Annotated in this window: 19 protein-coding genes; 3 read left to right on the plus strand and 16 right to left on the minus strand. The window is 70.7% G+C overall.

The features are described 5' to 3' along the window. Positions 1-112 precede the first annotated feature (112 nt). Positions 113-1,015 carry a cobalamin-binding protein gene (locus LV79_RS18525; protein ID WP_253838390.1) on the plus strand — a complete coding sequence of 301 codons (903 nt, stop codon included), beginning with the start codon at positions 113-115 and terminating at the stop codon, positions 1,013-1,015. On the opposite strand, the gene LV79_RS18530 is transcribed toward LV79_RS18525, so the two are convergent. The 11 genes from LV79_RS18530 to LV79_RS18580 form a co-directional block, all read right to left on the minus strand. After that, positions 1,012-1,446: a DUF8820 family protein gene (locus tag LV79_RS18530; protein ID WP_253838391.1), complete on the minus strand. Its 435-nt coding sequence runs from the start codon at positions 1,444-1,446 to the stop codon at positions 1,012-1,014. The two genes, LV79_RS18525 and LV79_RS18530, sit on opposite strands and share 4 nt — an antisense overlap. A gap of 10 nt (positions 1,447-1,456) precedes the next feature. Next, positions 1,457-2,455: a DUF6745 domain-containing protein gene (locus LV79_RS18535; protein ID WP_253838392.1), complete on the minus strand. Its 999-nt coding sequence runs from the start codon at positions 2,453-2,455 to the stop codon at positions 1,457-1,459. Positions 2,456-3,164: 709 nt separating this feature from the next. Beyond that, positions 3,165-3,566, minus strand: a complete 402-nt coding sequence (locus LV79_RS18540) for a hypothetical protein (protein ID WP_253838393.1) — start codon at positions 3,564-3,566, stop codon at positions 3,165-3,167. Positions 3,567-3,572: 6 nt separating this feature from the next. Next, the gene (locus tag LV79_RS18545; protein ID WP_253838394.1) at positions 3,573-4,157 is read right to left on the minus strand and encodes a hypothetical protein; all 585 of its coding nucleotides are present in this window, start codon (positions 4,155-4,157) and stop codon (positions 3,573-3,575) included. A gap of 4 nt (positions 4,158-4,161) precedes the next feature. Beyond that, positions 4,162-4,860, minus strand: a complete 699-nt coding sequence (locus tag LV79_RS18550) for a WXG100 family type VII secretion target (RefSeq protein WP_253838396.1) — start codon at positions 4,858-4,860, stop codon at positions 4,162-4,164. Beyond that, complete coding sequence (locus tag LV79_RS18555; protein ID WP_253838398.1) at positions 4,857-5,225, minus strand: type VII secretion target; 369 nt, start codon at positions 5,223-5,225, stop codon at positions 4,857-4,859. The genes LV79_RS18550 and LV79_RS18555 overlap by 4 nt, the downstream gene beginning before the upstream one ends. Next, complete coding sequence (locus LV79_RS18560) at positions 5,218-5,700, minus strand: YbaB/EbfC family nucleoid-associated protein (protein WP_253838399.1); 483 nt, start codon at positions 5,698-5,700, stop codon at positions 5,218-5,220. Before LV79_RS18560 ends, LV79_RS18555 begins: the two co-directional genes overlap by 8 nt. A gap of 284 nt (positions 5,701-5,984) precedes the next feature. Next, positions 5,985-6,554 carry a hypothetical protein gene (locus LV79_RS18565; protein ID WP_253838400.1) on the minus strand — a complete coding sequence of 190 codons (570 nt, stop codon included), beginning with the start codon at positions 6,552-6,554 and terminating at the stop codon, positions 5,985-5,987. A gap of 79 nt (positions 6,555-6,633) precedes the next feature. Further along, complete coding sequence (locus tag LV79_RS18570; RefSeq protein WP_253838402.1) at positions 6,634-7,128, minus strand: GNAT family N-acetyltransferase; 495 nt, start codon at positions 7,126-7,128, stop codon at positions 6,634-6,636. 12 nt (positions 7,129-7,140) lie between these two features. Next, entirely contained in the window at positions 7,141-8,466 is a 1,326-nt protein-coding gene (locus LV79_RS18575) for a nucleic acid/nucleotide deaminase domain-containing protein (protein ID WP_253838404.1), read from the minus strand. A gap of 118 nt (positions 8,467-8,584) precedes the next feature. Further along, entirely contained in the window at positions 8,585-9,292 is a 708-nt protein-coding gene (locus tag LV79_RS18580) for a tyrosine-protein phosphatase (RefSeq protein ID WP_253838406.1), read from the minus strand. Positions 9,293-9,388: 96 nt separating this feature from the next. Here LV79_RS18580 and LV79_RS18585 point away from each other — a divergent pair, with 96 nt between their 5' ends. Then, positions 9,389-10,933: a caspase family protein gene (locus tag LV79_RS18585; RefSeq protein ID WP_253838408.1), complete on the plus strand. Its 1,545-nt coding sequence runs from the start codon at positions 9,389-9,391 to the stop codon at positions 10,931-10,933. Between the two features lie 28 nt (positions 10,934-10,961). Here LV79_RS18585 and LV79_RS18590 read toward each other — a convergent pair whose 3' ends face one another. Then, positions 10,962-12,494 (minus strand): MFS transporter, encoded by a 1,533-nt coding sequence (locus LV79_RS18590; RefSeq protein ID WP_253838410.1) that lies wholly within the window; start codon positions 12,492-12,494, stop codon positions 10,962-10,964. 203 nt (positions 12,495-12,697) lie between these two features. Between LV79_RS18590 and LV79_RS18595 the strand changes: the two genes are divergently transcribed. Continuing rightward, positions 12,698-13,462 (plus strand): response regulator transcription factor, encoded by a 765-nt coding sequence (locus LV79_RS18595; protein WP_285469956.1) that lies wholly within the window; start codon positions 12,698-12,700, stop codon positions 13,460-13,462. Between the two features lies 1 nt (position 13,463). Here the strand turns inward: LV79_RS18595 and LV79_RS18600 are convergent, their stop codons facing one another. The 4 genes from LV79_RS18600 to LV79_RS18615 are packed head-to-tail and all read right to left on the minus strand — an operon-like array spanning position 13,464 to position 23,326. After that, on the minus strand, positions 13,464-14,834 hold the full coding sequence (locus tag LV79_RS18600) for an FAD-dependent oxidoreductase (RefSeq protein ID WP_253838414.1): 1,371 nt from the start codon (positions 14,832-14,834) through the stop codon (positions 13,464-13,466). Further along, entirely contained in the window at positions 14,827-19,215 is a 4,389-nt protein-coding gene (locus tag LV79_RS18605) for a non-ribosomal peptide synthetase family protein (protein ID WP_253838415.1), read from the minus strand. Before LV79_RS18605 ends, LV79_RS18600 begins: the two co-directional genes overlap by 8 nt. 1 nt (position 19,216) lies before the next feature. Further along, complete coding sequence (locus LV79_RS18610) at positions 19,217-21,013, minus strand: non-ribosomal peptide synthetase (protein ID WP_253838416.1); 1,797 nt, start codon at positions 21,011-21,013, stop codon at positions 19,217-19,219. Between the two features lie 6 nt (positions 21,014-21,019). Beyond that, complete coding sequence (locus LV79_RS18615) at positions 21,020-23,326, minus strand: ATP-binding cassette domain-containing protein (RefSeq protein ID WP_253838417.1); 2,307 nt, start codon at positions 23,324-23,326, stop codon at positions 21,020-21,022. Between the last annotated feature and the right edge of the window lie 59 nt (positions 23,327-23,385).

The raw sequence follows: 23,385 nt of genomic DNA on the forward strand, positions 1-23,385 counted from the left end.
GTGTGGATCACACAGCGGAACCGCTCCAGGCTAACAGCGCGCGCCACACCCCTGGCTCCGCCAAACGGAGTCCACCCCCGGCGATCCTGCTCACAGCGCCTACCCTGGGTGGGTGCGCATCGTCTCGCTGTTGCCCGCCGCCACCGACATCGTCGCGGCGCTGGGCCGGGTAGACGCCCTGGTCGGCCGGACTCACGAGTGCGATTGGCCCACCGAGGTGGAGTCGGTCCCAGTCGTCACCGCCACCGGTATCGACGCCTCGCTCACCAGCCGCGAGATCTCCAGCGCGGTGGGCGGTCACCAGGGGTCGTCGCTGTACTCACTGGACGCCGAACTGCTGGCGCGTTTAGCGCCGGACCTCGTGCTGACGCAGGACCTGTGTGACGTGTGCGCGGTGTCCTACGAGCGGGTCGCGGAGGCGGTGCGGGTGATGGACGTCGGCCCGCGGGTGGTGAGCCTGGAGCCGCACACGATCGCGGGCATCTTCGACTGCCTGCACCGGGTGGGCGGGATGTTGGGCGTCGACGACGTGGAGTCCCGGATCGCCGCGTTGGAAGCCCGACTGGACACGGTATCCGACGCTGTTTCAGGTTTGTCGCGCCCCCGGGTCGCCGCGATCGAGTGGCTGGACCCGGTGTGGCCCGCTGGTCACTGGGTTCCAGAGCAGATCGCGACCGCAGGCGGCACTCCCTTGCTAGCCGCGGCGGGCGAACACACCTCCGCGATCGACTGGGAGGCCGTTGTCGATGCCAGCCCAGAGGTGGTGCTCCTGCTCCCCTGCGGGCTCACCCCTGAGCGGACCTTCGCGGAACTCGACACGCTGACCGCCCGTCCCGGCTGGTCGTCGCTGCCCGCTGTCCAGTCGGGCAACGTGTGGGTCCTGGACGGGCCCGCGTACTACAACCGCCCCGGCCCGCGCGTGGTGCGCGGGGCCGAGGTCTTGGCCCACGTCCTGCACGATGTCACCGTCGGCGCCCCGGTTTCCCTTGCCGAGGCGCGACGGGTGCATGGCTAGTCGTGGACGTAGAGCGGTCTTGCGCGACGGCCGTGGATGCCTAGTTCCCGCTGTCTGCGGATGATCCAGTAGCCCGGGGCGATTCCGGTACCACCGTGTTCGGGGTGGATGAGGTAGGCCGGTTCGGTGTTGCGCACGAGGGCGACCGCGAGGGCCAGGGTGTCGCGTACGCCGGTGGTCCAGTGGCACGCCGCACCGACCAGGGTGTGGGGATTGGCACCGTTGGTGGCACGCAACAGGTCCACTCCCTGCGGGGAAACGGGCACCCAGCGCGCAGGAGCGCTGTCGATGGCGGCGCCGACGATCGCGGCCGGGATGACGATGAGGTCACCCTGGGCTTGGATGCCGTCGAGGACCGGGATGGTGACCTCGCGTTCCAGGTGGTCCAGAACAGACAGTCCGGTGTGGTCGAGGAGTTGGTCGAGTCGCAAGTGGCATCACCTATGTGCGTCGCAGGAGGGTGGCGTACTGGGCGCCCGCCAGGCCGTAGGTCCACGCGGCGGCGTCCACCGGGTCGGTGAACCACTTGGGCACGCGCAGCCCGTACTGGCGGCGGGTGCCGTCGCGTTCGACGGAACCGTTGACCGCCAGGAGCAGCCGGGACGGCGCGTCCCACGCGGGCAGGTCGTAGAGGCGCAGTTCGAATCCCGGGTTGCCGGGGTCGGGCGCGGTCGCGACCAGGCGGGTGCCCGCTCGGGCGAGGTAGTCGGGCCAGCCGAGGCGTTCGAGGGCGCAGCGGCGGACCTCGATGTTGCGCTCGGCGTCGATCCTGGCCGGGGTCGGGTCGTCCAGCACCCAGGCGGGAACGGCGGTGCCGTGCCAGAAGTGGACCGCCCAGCCGTCGGGGTAGACCGCGGCGGGCCCGTCGTCCCGGTGGAGGCGTTGGGCGTCGGGGACGTCGTCGAGCGCGAACACGGTGGGGCGATCGGCGATGACGCACTCGTCGTCTCCTGGCCACCACCATCCGCACGAGCGGGCCAGGGCGGTCCAAGCATCGAGTGCGGGGTCCGCGCGACCGGGGGCGAACACCCGCCGGTGCGCGTCGAGCCTCGCCACCCAGAACGCGTCGTGCTGGCCGTACCAGGTGAAACCCTTGTGCCCTGCGGCGTCCCGGAGAGCGGGGAGCAGGGTGTCGCGGATATCGCGTTCCAGCGGGACACCAACCAGTTTGTCCACTTCGGACATGTGCTCGTGCCGGAATATGGGCTCGTCGCCGGGGGCCCGGTACCGGCGCCAGTGGTAGAGCGGTTCCCGGACCTTGCTGACGCGCGCCAGGAGTCGGTTGGCCACTGTGGACTCAGCACTCCGCTCCGCCACGGCCGCCGGTGACCCGACCCAGCGGAATTCCGGGCGTGCGCTACCGATCAGTGAGTACAGAGCGCTGATGGCCTTCTCGGCACTGTCCCGATCGGCCGGTTCGCACGACAGCGCGTGCGCCATCCACTCCCGACGGATGCCATCAGGGTCAGCAGGGAACGGTCGAACCTCGCGCGGTCGACGCCGCGCGCGCAGGCTCATCGGGCGAGGGCGTCACAGCCCTTTCGCGTAGACATGCGGCCATCGTGTCAGCCCCCACGACCGCCGCGCAAGCACATTTTCGACCACCAACATTCCAGACCCGCTCACCGGGTCATGAGACATCCCTTAGAGCCGCACACCGGCTACCCGTCGCGTGTGACGGTCCAAGACGCCCGTCCGCGGTGATAGCTTCGTGGGTATGAGACTGGACAGGAGGCGCCGGGGGGCGTGGGGGTTCGGGTAGGTGCGCCAGGAGGTACCTGGTGGGCCACCGAGGAGGAGTGTGTCTCGCTCTGCGAGGAAGGTCCTGTATCGCCCCGTGGAGCCGTATCGGCGGCGTCCGTGGGGAAGCGAGACGGCGCGGGGGTTGCGGTACAGCGCCGCGTGTGTGCGGGTGGCTGAGCGGGGTGGGCATCGGCCTCGGCCCGCGGTTGTCCGGCGGGAGACGGTCCTGCGCACGGCCGTGCGGGCGTTGGGGGACGATCCGATGGTGCGCGTGTGGGTCCGGCACAGGGAGCGCCAGGCCAGGCAGGTGACTCGGCGTGCGTTGCGGGCAGCACGGTGGGTGCCTGACGAGGTGGATGTCCTGCCGACTCGGCATCGCCGTGGTGTGGTGACGATGCTCTGAGGGCTAGCCGGTGACGGCGAGGACGTAGCGGTCGTGGTCCAGCTCGTCGAGGTTGAGGGGGACCTGGTGGTCCTCGGTGGGGGTGATGAGGCGCCAGTACTCGTCGGAGGGGGCGTTGAGGGAGAGCAGGGCGCGCAGGCCGAAGCGGTGGGCCAGAGCCGAGGCGGTGGCGGGCTCCGAGGGGCCGGTGACGGTGTCGTCGGCGCCGATGTCGAGGCGCCAGGGGAAGTCGCCACCGGGGAGCGGGGCGTAGGTGCAGCTGACCGTGGCCGGGGGGCCGCCGTCGTCCTCGTAGAGGCGGCCGACGTGGACGCGGGCGGGGTCGACCCCGTACAGGTCCGCGATGGCGCGGTGCAGGTCGGCCGCCGGGGGGAGGCGGTCCAGCAGGAAGCTGTAGCTGAGCATGGCGGTCTACTTCCCTCTGTGCTTGAAGACCTCGGTGGCCTTCTCGAACGCCCCCGCGGACATGGCCGGGTCCCGTTCGACGCTGCGCTTGGCGGCGTCGACGTCGCCATTGTGCTTGATGATGGCCTGCAGCGCCTTGTACTCCTGCCGATCCAGGTGGACGAGCCCGGGGCCGTCGACCGGGTACACGGTGCCGTTGCCCTCGACCCGGTAGTGGCGCCCGCTGTCGGTGATGTACTCGCCGCCGACCCAGCGGGCCTTCCCGGCGCGGATGTCGGCGATGTCCGCCCGGACCCCGTCCCGCGCCTCCGGCAGGATGACGGTGTTGCGGTCCTTGGGCGGCCCGTTCGGCGTGATCTTGTCGAGGTGGTGGCGGTCCACCGGGGCCTTGATCGGCCGGTTGCCCGCCGGACCGGGGATCGGGTTCGGGTTCGGCGTGCTCGACGCGCTGGGGCGACCGGCCTGGATCTCGGTCTCGATGGCCGTGTGCGCCTTCGCCACGCTGGTGCCCGCGTCGAGCCCACCGGATCCGTGGTGCGGTCTGCGGTTGCCAGGCCCACCGCCGTGCGGCGCCTTGGGTTTGGGCGTCATCGACCTATCCCTCGAGGAGGAGCTGGAGGTTGCGCAGGCTGGTGTAGAGGGCGGTCCCGAAGTCCACGACGCGCGCGGTCCACTTGGCCACCATCGTCGCGACGCCACGGGCGATCTGGAAGAACGCCAGGCCGAGGGCGGCGGAGATGACGAACTCGACCACCTGGGTGACCAGGTCGGAGATCACGGTGCGGACCAGGTCGCGGGTCATCTGCACCAGACCGCCCGCCCCGGTGGTCGCCTCCGCCATCGCCGCCGCGGTGGCGCCGAGCCCACCGATCGCGTTCACGTTGTGCGCCATCATGTCCTGGTAGCCGTCCGCGGCCGATCCCGACCAGCCGGGCAGGTCCTCGGCCAACGCCGAACGCAGGTCTGACGCGATCGACCTCAGCTCACCGGCCATCCGGTTCCAGGTGGCGGCGTGCGCGGCGACGACGTCGGGCATGCCGGTCAGCGCGTCGAGCATCTCGCGCAGCGGCCGGAAGTACTCCATCGCCCAGCCGATGCCGTTGGACAGCAGGGCGCCGAAGGGGTCGAGCGCGCTGGAGAGCAGGTCCCCGCCCAGCACGGCGCCCGCGAGCAGGTCGTCGACCCACCCCTCGGTGCGGATCGCGTCGACGAGGCCCTCGACGCTCTCGGCGAGGCTGATGCCGGTCCACGGTTTGCGGCTGGAGACGACCGGCGCGATCAGGTCGTTGGTCATCGCGCGACCCCGCTCCGCCTGCCGATGTCCTCCAGCGCCCGGTTGATCTTGCCGAGCTCCTCGCCGATCTTGGCCAGCGTGTCGGCGGCAGCGGTGTCGTTGGTGGCGTAGGCGTCGGCGCTCTCCCGCAGCGACGACGCGGCCATCGACAGGTTCTCGGCCACCTCGCCGACGAGGTCGTTCTGCTTCTGGTGCCTGCCCGCGAGGACCTGCGAGATCCACCCGCACAGCTTGCCGTAGGCCCTGGCGTCACCGGAGATGTGCGCGCTGGCGGAGCGGACGGCGGCGAAGCGGCCCCGGATCGCGTCCAGCCGCGCGGCGTGCCGACGGATCTGCTCCACGTCGACCGCGTACCCGTCAGTCATCGACCCGCCCGAACACGCGCATCTCGTTGTCCTCGTCCTCGTCGGTGCGGCGGCGGGGCCGGTCCTGCTGCTCGTCGGCCGACCGCACGACCCCCATGCGCTCGCTGACCTGCGCGGCGACCGCCCTGGCCACCGGCGACTCGGTGCCCAGGGTCTCGGCCAGGATCCCCTGCGCCCGCTCCGCCAGCTCGGCCTTCGCGGCCTGGATGGTGCTCATGATCGTCGAGGCCACCACCGACGGCGCCGCGCGCTCGATCTCCCTGGTCAGGGTCAACCCGACCAGGGCACCACCGGAGTCGACGACGACCTCCGCCATCCCGGCCGGGTCGGTCTTGGTGACCCGCAGCTGCTCGAACTGGCTGCTCATCGCCTCGGTGTCGGCGGCGAGCTGGTCCGCCCTCGCCTGCCACGCGGCGAGGCGCTGCCGGACCGAGTCCTGGCCCACGTCATCGGGTTCTGTGACGCGCTCATCCATGCTGTTCCTCGTGCTCGGCGGTCGCAGGCAAGCCGGGACTATAGCCACACCGGAACGCCACGGTGGCGAGAACCGGGTATCCGCCACCCGATCGCGGTCCCGAACCCGGGAGTTTGGGCCAAACGGGTTGCCCGGCAACAGACTCGCCTGTTGTCCACAGTGGACCTTCCGATCGGACCTAGGCCGTTCGGGTGATCCGTAGACGAACCCGGAACCGGTGCGCGGGTCATGGGGTAGTACCGGGTACGCGCCTTCCGGCCCTTGACGGGCCGGAAGGCGCGTGCTCAGACGGCCAGCACGTAGGCGGAGCCCTGTCCGCGGGTCGTGCAGACACCCCAGCCGCTCACGACGGAGGAGGCGTAGTAGCCCTTGGGGATGGTGCAGGCCAGGAGACCCGCGCGCGGGCGGGCCAGGCTGTAGGTGGGCGCGGTGCCAGTGGAGTCGCACACGCCCCACTCGCTGCGGACGCCGGTGAAGGTGAACTCGACCGGGTAGGTGGGGATGGAACAGGCGGCCGCACCGTCGGTGGGCTCCACCAGGTAGAAGGACGGCGCGGTTCCCCTGGCGCACACACCGAACTGGTTGACCGAACCCAGGGTGCTGAACTCGATGGGCCGGGTGGGCACGCTGCAGGCCAGCAGCCCGGTGACCGGCCGCGCGATGAACAGCGTCGTCCCCGTCCGCCACGGGACGCACACGTTGAACTGCTCCCTGACCCCCACGACGACGTACCCCTCGGGCACGTTGCACGACTGGATGACGTCATCTTGCTGCTCCGCGCTCGCGGCAGGCGCGGCCACGACCAACACCACCCCGCAGGCGACACTGGCCACCAAGCTCAACAACTTCCGCATGCTCTCCCCTTCGCGGTTCCATCACGACAGGCGGGAGTCTTGCAAATCGCACACCGGAAGCACGCCGGTTCCGCGAAGATCACACCAATGGCCCACTTGGCTCGTCGGAGGCTGAACGCTGGTCCTCTGTGGACTCGCTCACGGGGCGGTGGGTGTAGAGGATGAGACCTTCGTTGAAGGTGCCGACCTTGTCGTAGAGGGCGCGGGCGGGAGCGTCGACAAGCGTGTTCCAATAGAGGCGGGGGAAACCGTGGCGGTCGGCGTCTTGGGCTAGCCAGTCGATTATCGCCGTGGCGACGCCTTGTCGTCGGGCCGCGGGGTCGACGAACAGGTCCGCGAGGTAGCAGCGGTCGGAGCCCCAGATGCCCGCGTGGAACACGTAGTGGGCGACGCCGACGATGGTGCCGTCCAACCGAGCGGCGACCCCGCGCGGTTGCCCGTCGTCGAGCAGGCGGTGCCAGGTTCGCTCGTAGTCGTCGTCTGGGCGCGTGGTGCCGAAGTGGGTGTCACCGGCGCGGGCCAGGACTTCCCAGCGGGCGCGGTCGGCTCCGGTCAGCGGGCTGATCTCCACCATGGTGCCGTGACCCTAGCCTGCCTTGAGGCGGTCGATCATGGTCGAGGCCGCGGACTTGGTGAGGCGGGCGATCAGGGAGTTGGTGGTGTCATCGGGTTGTCGCGGCGCGATGCCGGCGCTGACCTGGTCGAAGACGGCGTTGAACCGGTCGGGGCCGCGCTTGCGGGCGAGGATCCGGAGGAAATCGGCCTGGTTGGCGGTGATGGCGTCAGACCTGGCCTGCTTGAGCGGCGGCTGGCCGATCAAGGGGGTGGACGGTTTGCGCTTGAGACTCGGGGCGGGGGTCTGCGTGGTTGTGGCTCTTGGGAACGACACCGCGGCAGGGACCAGCGATGGGGTGGTGATCGTGGCGCCTGGGAATGGTGGAGTGACAGGGGATTGCGCGGGCATGGTCAGGCGCGGCGCGGCGAAGGTGGTTGTGGGGTCGAGGCGGATAGGTGGCGTGTTTGAGGGCCGTGGATAGGGGATGGTGGGCGGGGCGTGGACCGGGGTGGGTCTCGCGCGGCTCGCCTGTTCGCGGATCTTGGTGAGGGTCGCGCGGTACTTGTCGAAGTGTCTGGTGTCTCTCGCGTGCGCCAACAGGGTCCTGGCCTGGCTGGCGGGGAGTTCCGGGTGCCGGTTGATCTCGGCGGTGAGCAACTGTTGGTACAGCGCGGCGGCACCCACGGCGAACGCTTGGCGGGCGGCGGTGGCGGACTCGCGGGAGTAGGGGGTGTCCTTCTTGTCGAGTGCGGTCGACTTGAGCCGCAGCGATTCGGCCTGGAGGTCCGGTGTGGACAGACCGACGGTGGTGGCGTGCTCGAGCAGGAAGTCGATCTCCGCGATGCTCGTGGCCCGGGACTTCAGCGAGTTCTGGGCGTTGCTCCACTGGCTCTCGAACCACGCGGTGTACTCCACCACCGCGTCGTCCTCCAGCAGGTTCCCCAGGTCGACCTTGCACCTCGGGCACGGCTCCAACTCGGTGTAGACCCGCCCCACCCAGTCACCGACCCGGCGCCCCCGCGCCTTGGCGATCCCCGTCTTCTTGATGGCGGCTACCTCGGCGTGGTCGCCGCCGTGGAAGCTCCAGGAGGTGACGGGCTCCTTCTCCGCCCCGTCAGGCTTCGTCGGGTACGCCACCGCCACGTTCGCCTCGGAACCCAACTGGCCCGCGCGGACCCTGTGCGCGTCATCGTTGTGCGAAACCGGCCGCAGGACATACCGCTGCACAGGCGCCGGGACCACCCCCGCCACAGCCCGCGCGGCCGCCCGGTTCCCCACCAGCCGCTGCAAGGCGATCAACCCACCGCCGCGCACCACCCCAGGTGACCGGTGCGAGGGACGCTGGACCTGCTCCATTTCCCCGCCACACCGATGGGCCATACAGCCGAGTATCGGCGCACCCCTCCCCCACGCCAAGCCCCACCCGCCACAGGGACCGTTCGGGCAAGACCACCTGCCCTCGTGGCCGCCCAGGTCAGCCGGTGAGGCGGGTGTGGAGAGCGGCGAGTTCGGCTTCGGTGAGGCCGTTGTCGAGGAGGTAGGTGGGCATGGGGAGGGCGGTGATGGTGGCGGTGAGCAGGGTTTCGGCGGTGGTGTTGTGGCGAGTGAGGACCTCGGTGAGGTAGGCGAGTTCGTCGTAGGAGTCGGGGGCGGTGTAGAGGTGGCGGCGGCGTGTGAAGGTGAGGTGGTAGTCCGTGATGATCTCGTCGGGGGTGGCGGCGGCGAGGGTGAGCAGGACGAGGGCGAGCAGGCCGGTGCGGTCCTTGCCCGCCGCGCAGTGGAAGACCACGCCACCCGGGGCGGCGTTGGCGACCGCGCGGACGGCGCCGATGACGACCTCCGGGTGCTCGGCCAGCAGCGGCGCGTAGTACAGCGGCGAGGCCAGGTAGTCGATCTTGTGCCAGTGCTCGTAGAACGGGGTGCCGACCGGGTCGAGCGGCGCCCGGACGGTGGTGATCCCGGCGGGCCGCTCGGCGCCGTCGGTGCCGTACTCGTCGCTGTTGCGCAGGTCGACGACAGTGCGCACCCCGTAGTCCCACGCCGCGGCCCACCCGGCGGCGGTCAACCCGTTCGGCGCCTCCATCCGCACCACGGCCCCGCGCTTGACCTTGCCCAGTCCGCCCAGGTCACGGGCGTTGCAGCTGCCGTCCCAGTCCAGGTGCCGCTCGCCGACCAACTCCACACCGACCCGCCCCCTCAGTTCGTCGTCCGCCCGACAACCGTACCCAAACCCGCCGTCCCGGTGGCGGGCCCAACGGCACTCTGCTACATGATCCCCATGGCCCAGTTCGATCCCACGCGTTCGAAAGCCGTGCTCGTGGGTATCAGCGCGTACGACCACCTCCCGGACCTGCCCGCGGTGGCCAACAACCTCGTCGGCCTCCGCGAGGTGCTCACCGATCCGACCCTGGGCGGCATGGACCCGGCGGACTGCGCGGTGCTGCCCGCCGACGCGGACCCGGTGGCGATCGGGCGGGCCATCGCGGCGGCCGAGCAGGCGCGGGACATGCTGCTGGTGTACTTCAGCGGCCACGGGATGCCGGGCGCGCAGGCGGGCCAGTTGTTGTTGGCGCTCAAGGGAACCGACCCGGACCTGCCCGAGTACTCCAGCCTCCCGTACGACGCGGTGCGCGGCCAGGTGGTGCGCAGCGGCGCCCGGGTCCGGGTGCTGATCATGGACTGCTGCTTCTCCGGGCGCGCGGTCGGGCCGTACATGAGCGCGGCGCGGGACCTGGTGGCCGAGTTGGAGATCAACGGGACGTTCGTGCTCACCGCCTCGCCCGCCAACCAGGTGGCCATCAGCGGCGCCGCCTACAGCGAGTTCACCGGGGAACTGCTGGCGATCCTGCGCGACGGCATCCCCGGCACCCAGCGGCTGCTCACCGTGGAGGCGATCTACCGGCGCCTGCGGCAGGTCATGCTGATCCGCAACCTGCCGGAACCGCAACTGCTCAACACCGGCACCGCCGAGGACCTCGCGCTGGCCCCCAACCGCGCCTACCTGGCCCCCAACACCCCCGCCGAGTCCGAGGAACCCACGGGTCGCGTCCTCGCGCTGGGCTCCCTGGGCACGAATCCCGATGCGTGGCGCAAGCCGTCGGTCCCGGAGCTGGCCACAGTGGACCAACCGTTCCGGGCGCGAGCGGTCACCGCCGCCGACTTCGCACCGAGGCTGTTCAAGGCCGAGGAGACGACCGACCCGGCCGAGCAGCTCGCCGACTACCTGGACCGCGTGGCCGAGTACTGCCTCGGGGTCGCCGATCCGACCAGGTTGCCCGGGCAGCACCCCGAGTGGGCCGGGCTGTTGGACCGCGCCCGGACCGGCGGGGGTGTCGCGGAGATCGACCACCTGCTCGACCGCGCCTACCGCGCCCTCCCCCGGTTCACCGGCTTCGCGCCGGTCGGCGGCGGCTTCTCCTTGGTGTTGCTGCGCAACCGGCTCGCCCAGCGGTGGGCGGGGTTCTCGGCCGAGTACCTGGCGGGTATCGCCCGGTTCTGCGAGCCGCCGCTCCCGGTCGGCGGCGACCTCTCAGCCGACCTCGTCCAGCGGCTACCCGACCTCGCCGACCCGCTGCACCGGGCCACCGAGCTGTACCGGAGCACCACCTCCAGCGTGCCGCCCGACCAGGACCGAGTGCCGCCGTGGTTCACCAAGGCCATCCGGTGGACCGGCGCCGTGGGCTTGGCCGCGTCCATCGCCAGCAACCGCACGGTCTACCAGCAGTTCGCCGACAACCTCGACCGCGAACTGGAGGCGCTGGTCCCCATCACCGACGAGATCGAGACGATTCTGCGCGCACTCATCGCCGCGGGCCGAATCTGACTCGCGCCACTCCGGAAATGACCATTTCTCATTCCTCGGCAGGCGTGCTCGTGGTGCGGAGGATCGTCAAAGCCAATAGCACGCACAATGCCATTGCGGCGGTGGCGGTGACAGCGGCCCAGGACAAGCCGGAAACAAAGGCGTCGGCGGCCACGTCGAGGATGGTGTCGCGTTGCGGCGGGGAATTCTCGGCGAGAGTACGAGCGGAAGCGATGGAATCCGCGACGGTCGTGCGGGTGGTGTCGTCCAGGGGCGCGGCGGAGCCCTCGACGGTCGCGCGGTAGGCGAAGACCGAGACGGATCCGAGGATGGCGACGCCCAACGCCACGCCCAGTTCTCCCGCGGTCTCCGAGAGACCAGCGGCGGCACCCGCGTGCCGGGGAGGGGCGAGGCCGACGACGAGGTCGGTCATGACGACGCCCATGGCGCTGATGCCCGCGACGACCGCGCAGCCCAACAGGGTCAGCGTGAGAGTCGACAAAGGACCGGAGTGCAGCGACAACGCCAGGAAACCGGCACCGGCCAGAATCGCACCGGAAGCGACGAGGAACGGCGGCCGGATCTTGCCGAGCAGCGGCGGGGTCGCGAGGGACGCCACGACGGCGGCACCGGCGAGGGGCAGCATCAGCAGGCCGGTGCTCGTCGCGGAGCGGCCTTGGACGTGTTGGAAGTACTGCGGCACCAGGAAGTAGAAACCGTTCATGGCGGTGACGCTCATCAGCAGCAGCGCGAGTCCGGCCAGCAGTCGGCGGTTGGTCAACAGCGCCGGTTCGATGAGCGGGTGCCGGGTGTGGAACTGGCGGCGCACGGCCACAACGCCCGCGACGACGGCGGCGGCGAACACCGCGATCGTCAGCACGCCCAGATCCCCCACAGCGGCCGACTTGATCGCGTAGGCCACGCCCAGCATCGTCCCCGCGATCAACCCCACGCTGAGCAGGTCCAGCGGCGCCGGGTCCTCGACGCGCTCCTCGGGCAGCGTCCGGTGCGCCAGCACGGCGAACACGACCAGCAACGGCACGGGGAACAGGAACACCGCGCCCCACCACAGCTGGTCGATGACGACGCCGCCGAGGACCGGGCCGAGGGCGACGGAGGCGGAGAACGCGGTCATCCAGATCGCGATGGCCTTCTGCCGCTCGCCCTCGTCGGGGAACAACACCCGGATCAGGGCGAGCGTGGACGGCATCAGGGTCGCACCCGCGAGACCGAGCAGCGCCCTGGCGGCGATCAGCCACCCGGCGGTCGGCGCGAACGCGGCCAACGTGGACGCACCCGCGAAGGCCAGACATCCGATGACCAGCAACCGCCTGCGGCCCACGCGGTCGCCGAGCACGCCCATGACGATGAGGAACCCGGCGATGCAGAAGCCGTAGATGTCGGTGATCCACAGCAGTTGCGCGGGGCTCGCGCCGAGATCGCGGCTGAGCGCGGGCGCGGCCAGGAACAGCACGCTGACGTCGAGGGCCAGCACGATCAGCGGGAAGGTCAGCAGGGCGAGGCCGCGCCACGGCCGGGCCGGTGCCCCGGTGCCGACCTCGGGGCCTGGTGCGCTGCTCATCGCTCGTCCTTTCGGCTACACGGGTCGGTTCTCCCGGCCCCGCGATTCTTGGTGCGCGTGCGCTATCGGTGGATCCGCCATTTGCGACTCTATCGGTGGCGCACACCAGAGGTATTTCACTCGGACAGGTACTTCACGCACGTTCTGCACCATCTGCCCGAAGGCTTTAGGGTTGTCCCCATTCGACCGAAGGGGGAAGGATCGTGCTGGGTGGTGGGCCGCGGGTATTAGTTGTCGCTGACTGTGACGGCGTGGCGGACACGGTGACCGATCTGCGCAGACACGGGTTCGACCCGGTCGCGGTGACCACCGGTGCCGACGCGATGACCGCGCACCAGTCGGTCGACGTGGTGCTCGTGGACTTGGACCTGGCCGACTTCGACGGTCTCACGCTGTGCCGGGAACTGCGCGCCACCAGCGACGTCCCGATGATCGGCTTCGCCTCCTTCTCCGAGCTGGAGCGGATCCTGGCGCTGGAGGCGGGCTGCGACGACTGCGTGGAGAAGCCCTACCGCAGCCGCGAACTCGTCGCCCGGCTCGGTGCGCTGCTGCGCCGCGCGAAGGTCCTGTCGCCGCCCACGATCACCGCGGGTGAGCTGCGGATCCACCCCACCCTGCGCGAGGTGCGGGTCGGCGACCGGGTGGTCGAGACCACTCGCAAGGAGTTCGAGCTGCTGCACCTGCTGGCCAGCGAGTCCGAGCGGCTGTTCAGCCGGGCCGAGCTGCTGCGCCGGGTGTGGGAGTACGACAGCGTCGACGCGGAGATCACGTCGCTGGCCAGCCGCACCATCGACACGCACGTGAGCAGCCTGCGCAAGAAGCTGGGCTCGCCGCACTGGATCGTCACCGTGCGCGGGGTCGGCTTCCGGTTCACCGACGACGCGCGCGCCGACCCGGACGCCCCTGCCGACGAGGACGCTGAGGACACCGAGCCGGTCGACGAGCCCGCCGCGGTCACCCAGGCCTAGCTCAGCAGGCACAGTTCCCCCGGCCACCGCCGTGGCGCCGCACGAACTCGGCGATGATCGCGTCGCGCTCCACCCGCAGGTCCCGCCCCCGGCACACCTCGTCCAACGCCGCGCTGAACTCCTGGTGCACGCGCTGCGCCGTGTCGTAGGACATCGTGCTGAACGCGACCATCTGGTAGAGCGGCGTGAACAGGTGCGGGTGCAGTTCGTGCAACCGGCGCTCCAGCGCGCGGCGCGCCAGGAACGCGGAACTGTCCACTCGCTCCGAGAGCTCCTCCAGGTTGCGCAGCGACAGGTCGGCCAGCGCGTGCCCGGCCCGGACCCGGACATCGCTGTACTCGGCCACGATGGACTCGACCGGGTCACCGGAACCGCTGCCGAAGCGGGCCTTCTCCAGCAGCGCGGCCAACGCGGCGGTGTCCTCGAAGCTGCAGTTGACGCCCTGGCCGAAGAACGGCACCACGGCGTGCGCGGCGTCACCGACCAGAACGGTCCGCCGGTGGTGGTACGGCGCACAGCTGATGATGCGCAACCGGCCCGGTCGCCGGTCCATCAGGTCGTGCTCCACTTCGGCCATCCGGTCCACGACGTCCGGGAACTCGGTGGCGCAGTAGTCGCTCACCGCGTCCGGCGAGGGCAGCTCGGCGAAGTGCCGGTCCCGCTCGTGTCCCTCCAGCGGTTTGAACAGACTGGTGGTGAACGTCCGATCGCGATTGGGTTGCGCCTGCAGGAAGTGGTCGCCGCGCGGCCACAGGTGCATGCCCGTGGGGTCCGCGTCGGCGTAGTCCATGGTGATCTCGGCGTGGCCGTGCGCGATGCAGTCCCGGGTGACCCAGAACTCCGTGGGGTGCGCGGCGGCGATGGCCTCGCGGACCGCGCTGTTGGCACCGTCGCAGCCCACGACGAGATCGGCCTCGACCCACCCGGTGGCTCCGTTGCGGTCTCGCAACAGGACAGCCGGGCGCTCGGTGTCCACATCGAGGCAGGTGTGTTCGAAGTGGATCCGCGCGCCCGCCCGCAAAGCCTGGTCGCGCAGGGTGTCCTGGAGAACGCCACGCGGGATGGACACCAGGTGGTGGGCGTCGTCGGTGCCGTACGGCTGGGTGGAGATGGCGCCGTCGCGGTGGTGGATGATCCGTTTGGTCAGGACAGCGCCTTGTAAGTAGAGGCGGCGTTTGACCGAACGCGGTAGGCAATCCAGCCCACGCGAGGTGAGGGTCAGGTTGAACGAGTGCCCCGAGCCACCGGAGTCCTCGACGCCACGCTCGTAGACGTCCACCGCCACACCCTGGCGGCGCAGCAGGGTGGCCAGCGCGCAGCCCACCGGCCCGGCACCGATGATCACCACTGATCGGCTCGTGCGGTCAGGCATCGCGACCTCCCCGGTTGACGTCCCCCACCGTGTCCTCTCCTGCCGTGCCATCTCCTGGCGTGTCCGCTCCCGGGTGGGGCGCGGCGCCCCTGGCCAGGAAGTAGTCGAACATCCGGTGGACCCACGCCGGGTCCTGCCGCGGTTGCGGGTACCCCACTTCGACCAGCGCGCGCCTGGTGCGCGCGTTGTCGAAGGTGTGGGTGCCCAGGCGCATCACGCCTTCGCGCATCAGCGGCACCAGCGAGCCGAGGCCCTCGCCCCGGTCGTCGTCCTCCGCTTGCCGTTCCAGCGCGGTCAACCACTCCGACCGCGTGGTCGGCACCATGTCGTACCCCATGGCGCGGAGGCTGTCGATGATCTCCGGCCAGCCGAGCCCGACGTGGTGGTGCACGTGCCAGTTCTCGTTGTCCGCCCGCTGCTCCGACAGCCGGATGACGGCCGAGGCCACGGTGTCCACCGGCAGCAGGTCCACCGGCGCCGCCTCCACCATATCGTCCGGGTAGCGACCCAGCAGCGCGAAACCCTTGAGCTGCAACCAGAAGAAGTCGTCGTGCCTGCACGCGCCGGTACGGCTGTGCCCGCCGATGCGGCCAACGCGGTGGATCGTCACCGGAAGACCGGCCTCGCGGGCCCGCAGCGCCAGGTGCTCGGCGACCCACTTGCTCTGCGAGTACCCGATGCCCAGCGACGCCGGGTCACCCGGGATCTCCGGCTCCGCGACGGTGTCCGGACTGGAGTCCGGGGGGAACACGCCCAGGGTGGAGATCAGCCGCAGCGGGGTGCGGTTGCGCGCGCAGAGGTCGAGCAGGTGGCGCAGTCCGTCGACGTTCGTGCGCTTGACGGTGTGGTACGGCACGACGAAGTTGATGTGCGCGGCACAGTGGTAGACCTCCCGCACCGACAGGGCGACCGACTCGAACCCCTCCCCCAGCCCGAGTCCAGGCTGGCTGAGGTCGCCGAGGAGAACCTCCACGTCGTCGATCCGCGCCGAGTCGAGGGCGAACGTTTCGAACGCCGCCCGCAGCCGGTCCCGTGCCTGGTCGACGGTGTCCGCGCGGACCAGGCAGCTGACCCGGCGGTCCAGACGCAGCAGTTCGTCGAGCAGGTGGCTGCCGAGGAACCCGGTGGCGCCGGTGAGCAGCACGACGCCGTCGACCGGCTCGGTCCGCTCGCCCACGGTGAGGTCGAGTTCGGTTTCCGCGCGCAGGTCGGGCGCCTCGGGAGCGCCTTGGTCGCCCAGGCTCGCGGTCATCCCGCGCACGGTCGGCGTGTTCAGCAGCGCGGACAGCGCCACGTCGGCGCCGAGGCGTTCGCGGACCAAGCGGTGCAGCCGCGCGGCGAGGAGGGAATGGCCGCCCAGGAGGAAGAAGTCGACGTCCGGTGTGGTGGGCGCGTCGCCGAGCACCTCGGTCCACAGTTCGGCCATGGCCCGCTCGGCGTCGCTCCAGTCGACCTCGACCGGCGTCTCCGGGGTGTCCTCGTGGTCGTCGAGCCAGGTGCGCAGTGCGCGGTAGTCGGTCTTCCCGTTGGGCGTGACCGGGATGGCGTCGAGCCGGGTGACCTGGCGCGGGATCATGTACCCGGGCAGTTCCGCGCCGACTCGCGTGCGCCAGTCGGCCGGTTCGGCGCCTTGGACGAACGCGTGCAGCGCTCGATCGGCACCGGAGGGCACGACCACGACGACCGCGGCGTCCACGTCCAGCACGCGTTCCAGGACCGCTTCGACCTCGCCGGGCTCTACGCGGTAGCCGCGGATCTTGACCTGGTCGTCGGCCCGGCCCCGGTAGTGCAGACGGCCATCCGGGGTCAGCACGACCACGTCACCGGTGCGGTACATCAACTGCCCGGGCGCGAACGGGTCGTCGACCATGGCCTGGGCGGTCTTCTCGGGCAGACCGAGGTATCCGGGCGACACGACCGGCCCGGCGACGCACAGTTCCCCTTCGACGCCGAACGGCACCTGCTGGTCCCCGTTGATCAGCACCCGCGCGTCGATCCCGGCGACCACGCGCCCGATGGACGGCAGTGTCGGCCAGGTGTCGGGATCGGCGGGCAACTCCTCCCCCGTGCACAGGTGCGCCTCCGACGGGCCGTAGATGTTGCTCAGCCGCGCGTTCGGGAGGCGGCGGAACATCGCCCGCAGGTCGTCGGTGATCGTCAGCCGCTCGCCGGTGACGTACACCTCGCGCAGCGCACTCAGGTCCACTGTGGACGAGCGGAGCACGGCGGCGAGTTCGCGCAGCGCGACGTAGGGGAAGAAGGCCCGCTCGATGCGCTGCTCGGCCAGGAACTCGGCCAGCGCGACGAAGTCGGTGCGGATGTCGGCGGGCGGGATCACCAGGGTGCCGCCGGTGCACAGGGTGCCGAACATCTCCTCGGCGATCACGTCGAAAGCGGGCGACATGTACTGCAGCGTCCGCATCCGCCGACCGGCCGACATCGTGTCCTGGTTGTGCACCAGGTTGGTGAGCGTGGCCTCCGGCAACACAACGCCCTTGGGTCGGCCGGTGGAGCCCGACGTGTACACGGTGTAGACGGGATCGGTAGGCGACTTCGACACGCCACCAGCGAACTTCTCGCCGCTGTCCACATCGGACGGCTCGACGACAGCGAGGCCGTTCGGGAGTTCGACACCGGCCAGGTCGATGTCCGGCGCCTTGACCAGGATCTGCGCCCCGCAGTCCCCCAGGGCGAAGCTCAACCGCTCACTCGGGTGCCCGACGTCGAAGGTGACGTAACTGCCGCCCGCGCGCAGGATCCCGAGGATCGTCGTCACCAGGTCCAGTCCAGGACGCAGCAGCACGCCCACCGGCCGCGCCTCGCCGACGCCCCTGGCCGCGAGACCAGCGGCGACCGCGTCGACCCTGCGGTCCAGTTCGGCATAGGTGAGCGAGACCCCGTCCGCGACCAGCGCGGTGTCCGAACCGGCTCGTGTGAACGCCGCCGAGACCAGGTCGGATGTGACCTCGGTGCCCAGCGTCGGCGCGTCGGCCTGGCGCTCGCACAGGTCCGCGATCGCCCGCTCCTCCGCGGCACTGACCCACGGCAGGTCCCTGACCAGCGTGTCCGGCCCGGCGACCACACCGCGCAGCATCGTCTCCAGGCGCCCGACCAGGTGCGCCGCGAAGGCACCGCCCTCGGCTGAGCGGGAGTTGTGCTCGACGATCACCGTGTAGTTCTCGGGCGACTCGTCGACCACGAGCGCCAAGTCGTACTTCGCGCCGCCGGGCGTGTAGTCCCAGGTCCGCACACCCCAGTCCGGCAGGTCGAGCCGCCGCGCCTCAGCGGGCATGACGGTGACCATGGCGGTGAACAGATCAACCGAACCGCTCAGCCCATTCACCCCACCCTGCCCGCGCAGGTCACCGACCACAGCCTCCAACGGCGCGTGCCGGTGTCGCAGCACCTCCAGCACTTCGCGCTTCACCGCCCGCAGCACGTCGCGCACGGAGGCGTCGTCGGCCAGCCGGTGGCGCAGCACGGTGGTGTTGGTGAGGTGCCCGACGACCCCCGCGTCGGCGCCTTCCCGGACGGTGATCGGCATGCCCACCAGCACGTCGTCCTGGCGGGTGTGCCGGTGCAGCAGCAGGAGGTACAGCGCGACGAACACCATGCTCGTGGTGACGCCCTCGGCCGTGCAGAACTCGCGCAGCCGAGCGGTCACCTCCTCGTCCAGCACCCGGTGCCGGGTGACGTTGCGCGCCCACCCCTCCCCCGGCAACCCGATGGGCGTGGCGACGGGGGCGTCGGCGAGCTTCTCGCGCCAGTACGCCGTCGTCGCCGGGCTGGCCTGGCGCTGCGACCACCGCGCGTACGCCTCCACCGCTTGCCGCCTGGGCTCACGCTCGGGTTCGCGGCCGTTGGCGATAGCGGTGTACGCGGCCTCGACCTGGCTCAGGTACGGCTTCCACGACATCCCGTCGAAGACCGTGTGGTGCACGTTGAACACCAGCACGCTCTTGCGCTCATCGGCCAGCCGCAGGTGCCGGACCCGCACGAGCGGCCCGTCCCGCAGGTCGAACACGGTGCCCGCGACCTCGGCGACCTGCTCGGTCACCCAGCCCTCGTGCCCGTGCGGCTGGTCGCGCACGTCGACGATCGGCACCAGGTCCGCGTGCACGACCTGCTCGACGTCCCCGTCGGCCGCCATGTCGAAGGTCGTGCGCAGCGCGGAGTGGTCCTGGTGGACGACCCGCAGCGCCGCGACGAGGTGGTCGTGGTGCAGCCGGACCCGGGGGCGCAGGACCAGCGGCTGGTTGTAGGCGGTCGGGTCGTCGCCGTAGGTGCTGGCGAACCACAGGCCCGCCTGGGCCGGGGACGTGGGGAACCGCTCGGTCCGCTGGTCCAGCTTGGCTCGGGGATAGTGCTCGGTGGCGGTCATCTCAGGCCTGGCTCCGCTTGGTCCGGACCAGGTCGGCCACGCCCCGGGCGGTGCCCGCGTCGACGATCTCGTCGGGCCCCAGCACGACGCCGAGGACCTCCTCCAGCCGCGCCCCGAGGTCGATCAGGTGCAGCGAGGTGACCCCGGCCTCGATCAGGCCGTCGTCCAGGCCGATGCGGTCGTCGCCGGTGACCTCGACGAGGGTGGCGCGCACGGTCTCGGCGAGCCGGTCACCGGAGTCCTCGCTGGTCGGGTTGGTCGGGTTGGTAGCGCGGGTGTTCAGACGAGAGGCGAGTTCCTTGCGGTCGACCTTGCCGTTGGCGTTGAGCGGGAAGGTGTCCAGGAACTCCGCGATGGCGGGGACCATGTAGTCGGGCAGGTTCTGGCGCAGGTGGTCGAGCAGGTCGCGCTCGGACAGCTCCTGGTCGGGCGCGCGTAAGCACCACAGGGCGAGCTGGTCGGCCGCGCCGTCGGACGGCACCGCCTGGGCCACGGCGCGCTGCACCCCGGGTAACTCCTCCGCCGTCACCTCGACCTGCCGGGGCTCGACCCGGAACCCGCGCACCTTGAGCATCTGGTCGGTGCGACCGGCGAGCACGATCTCGCCGTCGTCGGTGCGCTTGGCCAGGTCGCCGGTGCGCAGCAGCCGCCGCCCATCGTGCTCGGCGAACTTGCGGGCGGTCAGCTCCGGGTCGCCGAGGTACTCGATGGCGACGCCGTCACCGGAGATGCAGAGTTCCCCGATCTGGCCGGGCGCGCACTCGGCCAGGTCCTCGTCGCGCACGGTCAGCTCGACGGCGGGCATGGGCGAGCCGACCGGGACCTCCGCGCTGACCAGGTCGGCCGCGGTGATCTTGTGGACGGCGGTGAGCGCGGAGTTCTCGGTGCACCCGAAGGCGTTGAACAGGTCGCCGCCGATCACGCCGAGCGCGCGCTCCAGGTGCGACACCGACGGGAAGTCGCCGCTGACGATCACCGACCGGGCCTGGGCGATGGTCTCCGGGTGGTGCTCGACGAGCAGGTTGAACAGGCCGACGGGCAGGTTGAGCACCGTGGTGCCCTCGGCGGTGATCAGGCGCGCCAGGTCGCTGAGCGGCGGGACCTGCTGCGGCGCCACGGTGAGCCTGCCGCCGCGCAGCAGGCACGTCCAGATGTCGGTGGTGGACGCGGCGAACGACGGCTGGGCGAGCTGGAGGAACCGGTCGCCGGGGCCGGGGGTGAACCCGGTGAGGTGCCGCGAGACCCGCGCGATCCCCCGGTGCGCGAGCACGACGCCCTTGGGCTCGCCGGTCGAGCCGGAGGTGAACAGCACGAACGCGGGCGCGCCCGGGTCGACCTCGACCCGCACGGGTTCGGTGGCGGACCGCCGGGCGGCGTCGAGCAGGTCGGTCACCGGGACGCAGGTGTCCGCCGGGATGCCCTCGGCGGCCGCGTCGGTCACGGTGATGACAGGCTCGGCGACCCGGTGCATCCGGGCCTTGTGCTCAGCCGGGTGGCCCGGGTTGAACGGCACCACGACCAAGCCGGCCTTGAGCACGCCGAGGAACAGCTGGTAGGTCGCCAGCGAGCGGTCCAGGTGCACGCCGACCCGCTGCCCCGGGGTGAGTCCCCGGTCGCGCAGCGCGTGGGCGATCTGGGTGGTGAGCGCGTCCAGGTCGCCGTAGGTCAGCGTGGTGGCGCCGTCCGAGATGGCCTCACGCGTCGCGTGCTCGCGGGCCGTGCGCGTGAACGCCCCGTGGATGGTGTCCGTGGTGACGGCTCCAGGCTGGGTGTCCCTGGCCCGGGTGGTGGCTGTCATGGGCAGTCAGCTCCTCTCCTTGGCGAGGTGTCGTCCGGTGAGGCTGTCCTTGTGCTTGACGAGGTCGGCGGGGACGCCCTCGAAGACGATCCGGCCGCCCTCGGTGCCCGCGCCGGGTCCGAGGTCGATCACCCAGTCGGCGACCTTGACCACGTCCAGGTCGTGCTCGATGACGATGACGGTGTTGCCGGAGTCGATGATCCGGTCGAACAGGTCGACCAGGTGCCGCACATCGGCCATGTGCAGGCCGGAGGTGGGCTCGTCGAAGATCACCACCGAGCCCTTGGCGGTGAGCCTGCTGGCCAGCTTGACCCGCTGCCGCTCGCCGCCGGAGAGCTCCGAGAGCGACCGGCCCAGGGTGAGGTACCCGAGGCCGACGTCGAGGAACGCCTTGAGCCGCTCGGTGACCGTCTCGTCTTCGAACTGGTCGACGGCCTCCTCGATGGTCGTCTCCAGCACGTCGGCGATGGAGCGCCCACCCACCTTGTACTCCAGCACGGCCGGGTCGAACCGGCGGCCGCCGCAGGTCTCGCAGACCACGGTCACCGGGTCCAGGTAGGCCATGTCGCTGGTGATGGTGCCCCGGCCCTTGCAGGTGGGGCAGCCGCCCTCGGCGTTGAAGCTGAACAGGCCGGGCTTCACGTCGTGCTCGCGGGCGAACAGGTTCCGGATGTGGTCCCAGATCTTGGCGTAGGTCGCCGGGGTCGAGCGCGGGTTGATGCCGACGGCGCTCTGGTCGATCACCACGACGTCCGGGTGCTGCTGCGGCAACACCTTGGTGGCCAGCGTGCTCTTGCCCGACCCCGCGACGCCGGTGACGACGGTCAGCACGCCGAGCGGGAAGTCCACGTCGACGTTGTGCAGGTTGTGCAGGTCGGCCTTGCGCACCTTGAGGTGCTCGGTGAACTCGCGCGGCTCGCGTTCGGGGATCGGCTTGCGCAGTTCCTGGCCGGTGATCGTGTCGCTCTTGGCGAGCGCGGCGGGCGTGCCCTCGAAGGTGACCGAGCCGCCGCGCGCACCGGCGCCGGGGCCGATGTCGATGACGTGGTCAGCGGCCTCGATGACGGCCCGGTTGTGCTCGACGACCAGGACGATGTTCCCCTTGTCCCGCAACTGGTGCAGCAGCGCGATGAGCCGCTCCACGTCGCGCGGGTGCAGCCCGACGCTGGGCTCGTCGAACACGTAGGTCATGCCGGTGAGGCTGGAACCCAGGTGCCGCACGGTCTTGAGCCTCTGGCCCTCACCGCCGGACAGGCTCAGCGACGACCGGTCCAGCGACAGGTACCCCAGCCCGACCTCGTCCATGCGGGTGAGCGCGGCCAGCGGCGGCCGCAGCACCGAGCCGTCGCCGATGGTCTTCTCCATCTTCGCCAGGACGTCGATCAGCTCGGTGACCTGCATCGCCGATACGTCCGCGATGTTGTAGCCGTCGATCTTCGACTTCAGCACCGCCGCGGCGAGCCTGGTGCCCTTGCAGGCGCGGCAGGCCTTCTTGTCCACCAGCGGCTCGACGTGCTTGCGGTCGTTGGCCTTGAGCGAGTCCAGGCCCGGCTTGACGAAGCGGCGGGTGAACCGGTCGACCAAGCCCTCGTAGTCGTTGACCGCGACGTTGCCCAGGTCGTCGAGCCGGTCGGTCTGGAACCCGCTGCCGTACAACAGCAGTTCCAGCTCGTCCTTGGTGTAGTCCTTGACCGGCTTGTCCGCGTCGAACAGTTCCTTGCCGAGCTTCTTCGCGGGCTGGTCGACGTGGTAGTGCGCGGTGGCGTAGCGCTTCCAGTAGTTCGTGCCCACGGCGAAGTTCGGGTGCGCGATGGCGCCCTCGTTGAGCGACTTGGTCTTGTCCAGCAACAGGTCCACCTCGACGCTGAGCACCTCGCCGAGACCCTCGCACTCCGGGCACATGCCGTCGGGGGCGTTGAACGAGTACGCGGTGGACTCCCCCGCGCTCGGCTTGCCGTGGCGGGAGAACAACACCCGCAGCATCGCGTGCACCTCGGTCAGCGTGCCGACCGTGGAGCGGGCGCTGCGCCCCAGGTTGCGCTGGTCGACCACGATCGCGGGCGCCAGGTTCTCCATCCGCTCGAAGTCCGGGCGCTCGAACTTGGGCAGCCGGTTGCGGATGAACAGCGGGAAGACCTCGTTGAGCTGGCGCTGCGACTCCTTGGCGATGGTCTCGAACACCAGCGAGGACTTGCCGGACCCGGACACGCCGGTCACCACGGTGAGCGCGGGCGAGGGGATGCGCACGCTGACACCGGTCAGGTTGTTGGTGCGGGCGTCGTGGACGACCAGTGGCGGCCGGGCGCTCTTCACGGTGCGGAAGTCCTTTCCCAGTCGGGGATTCGGCGCGCTCGGGGTTCGGCACCCGCGAG

The sequence above is a fragment of the Actinokineospora globicatena genome (assembly GCF_024171945.1).
Taxonomy (GTDB): domain Bacteria; phylum Actinomycetota; class Actinomycetes; order Mycobacteriales; family Pseudonocardiaceae; genus Actinokineospora; species Actinokineospora globicatena.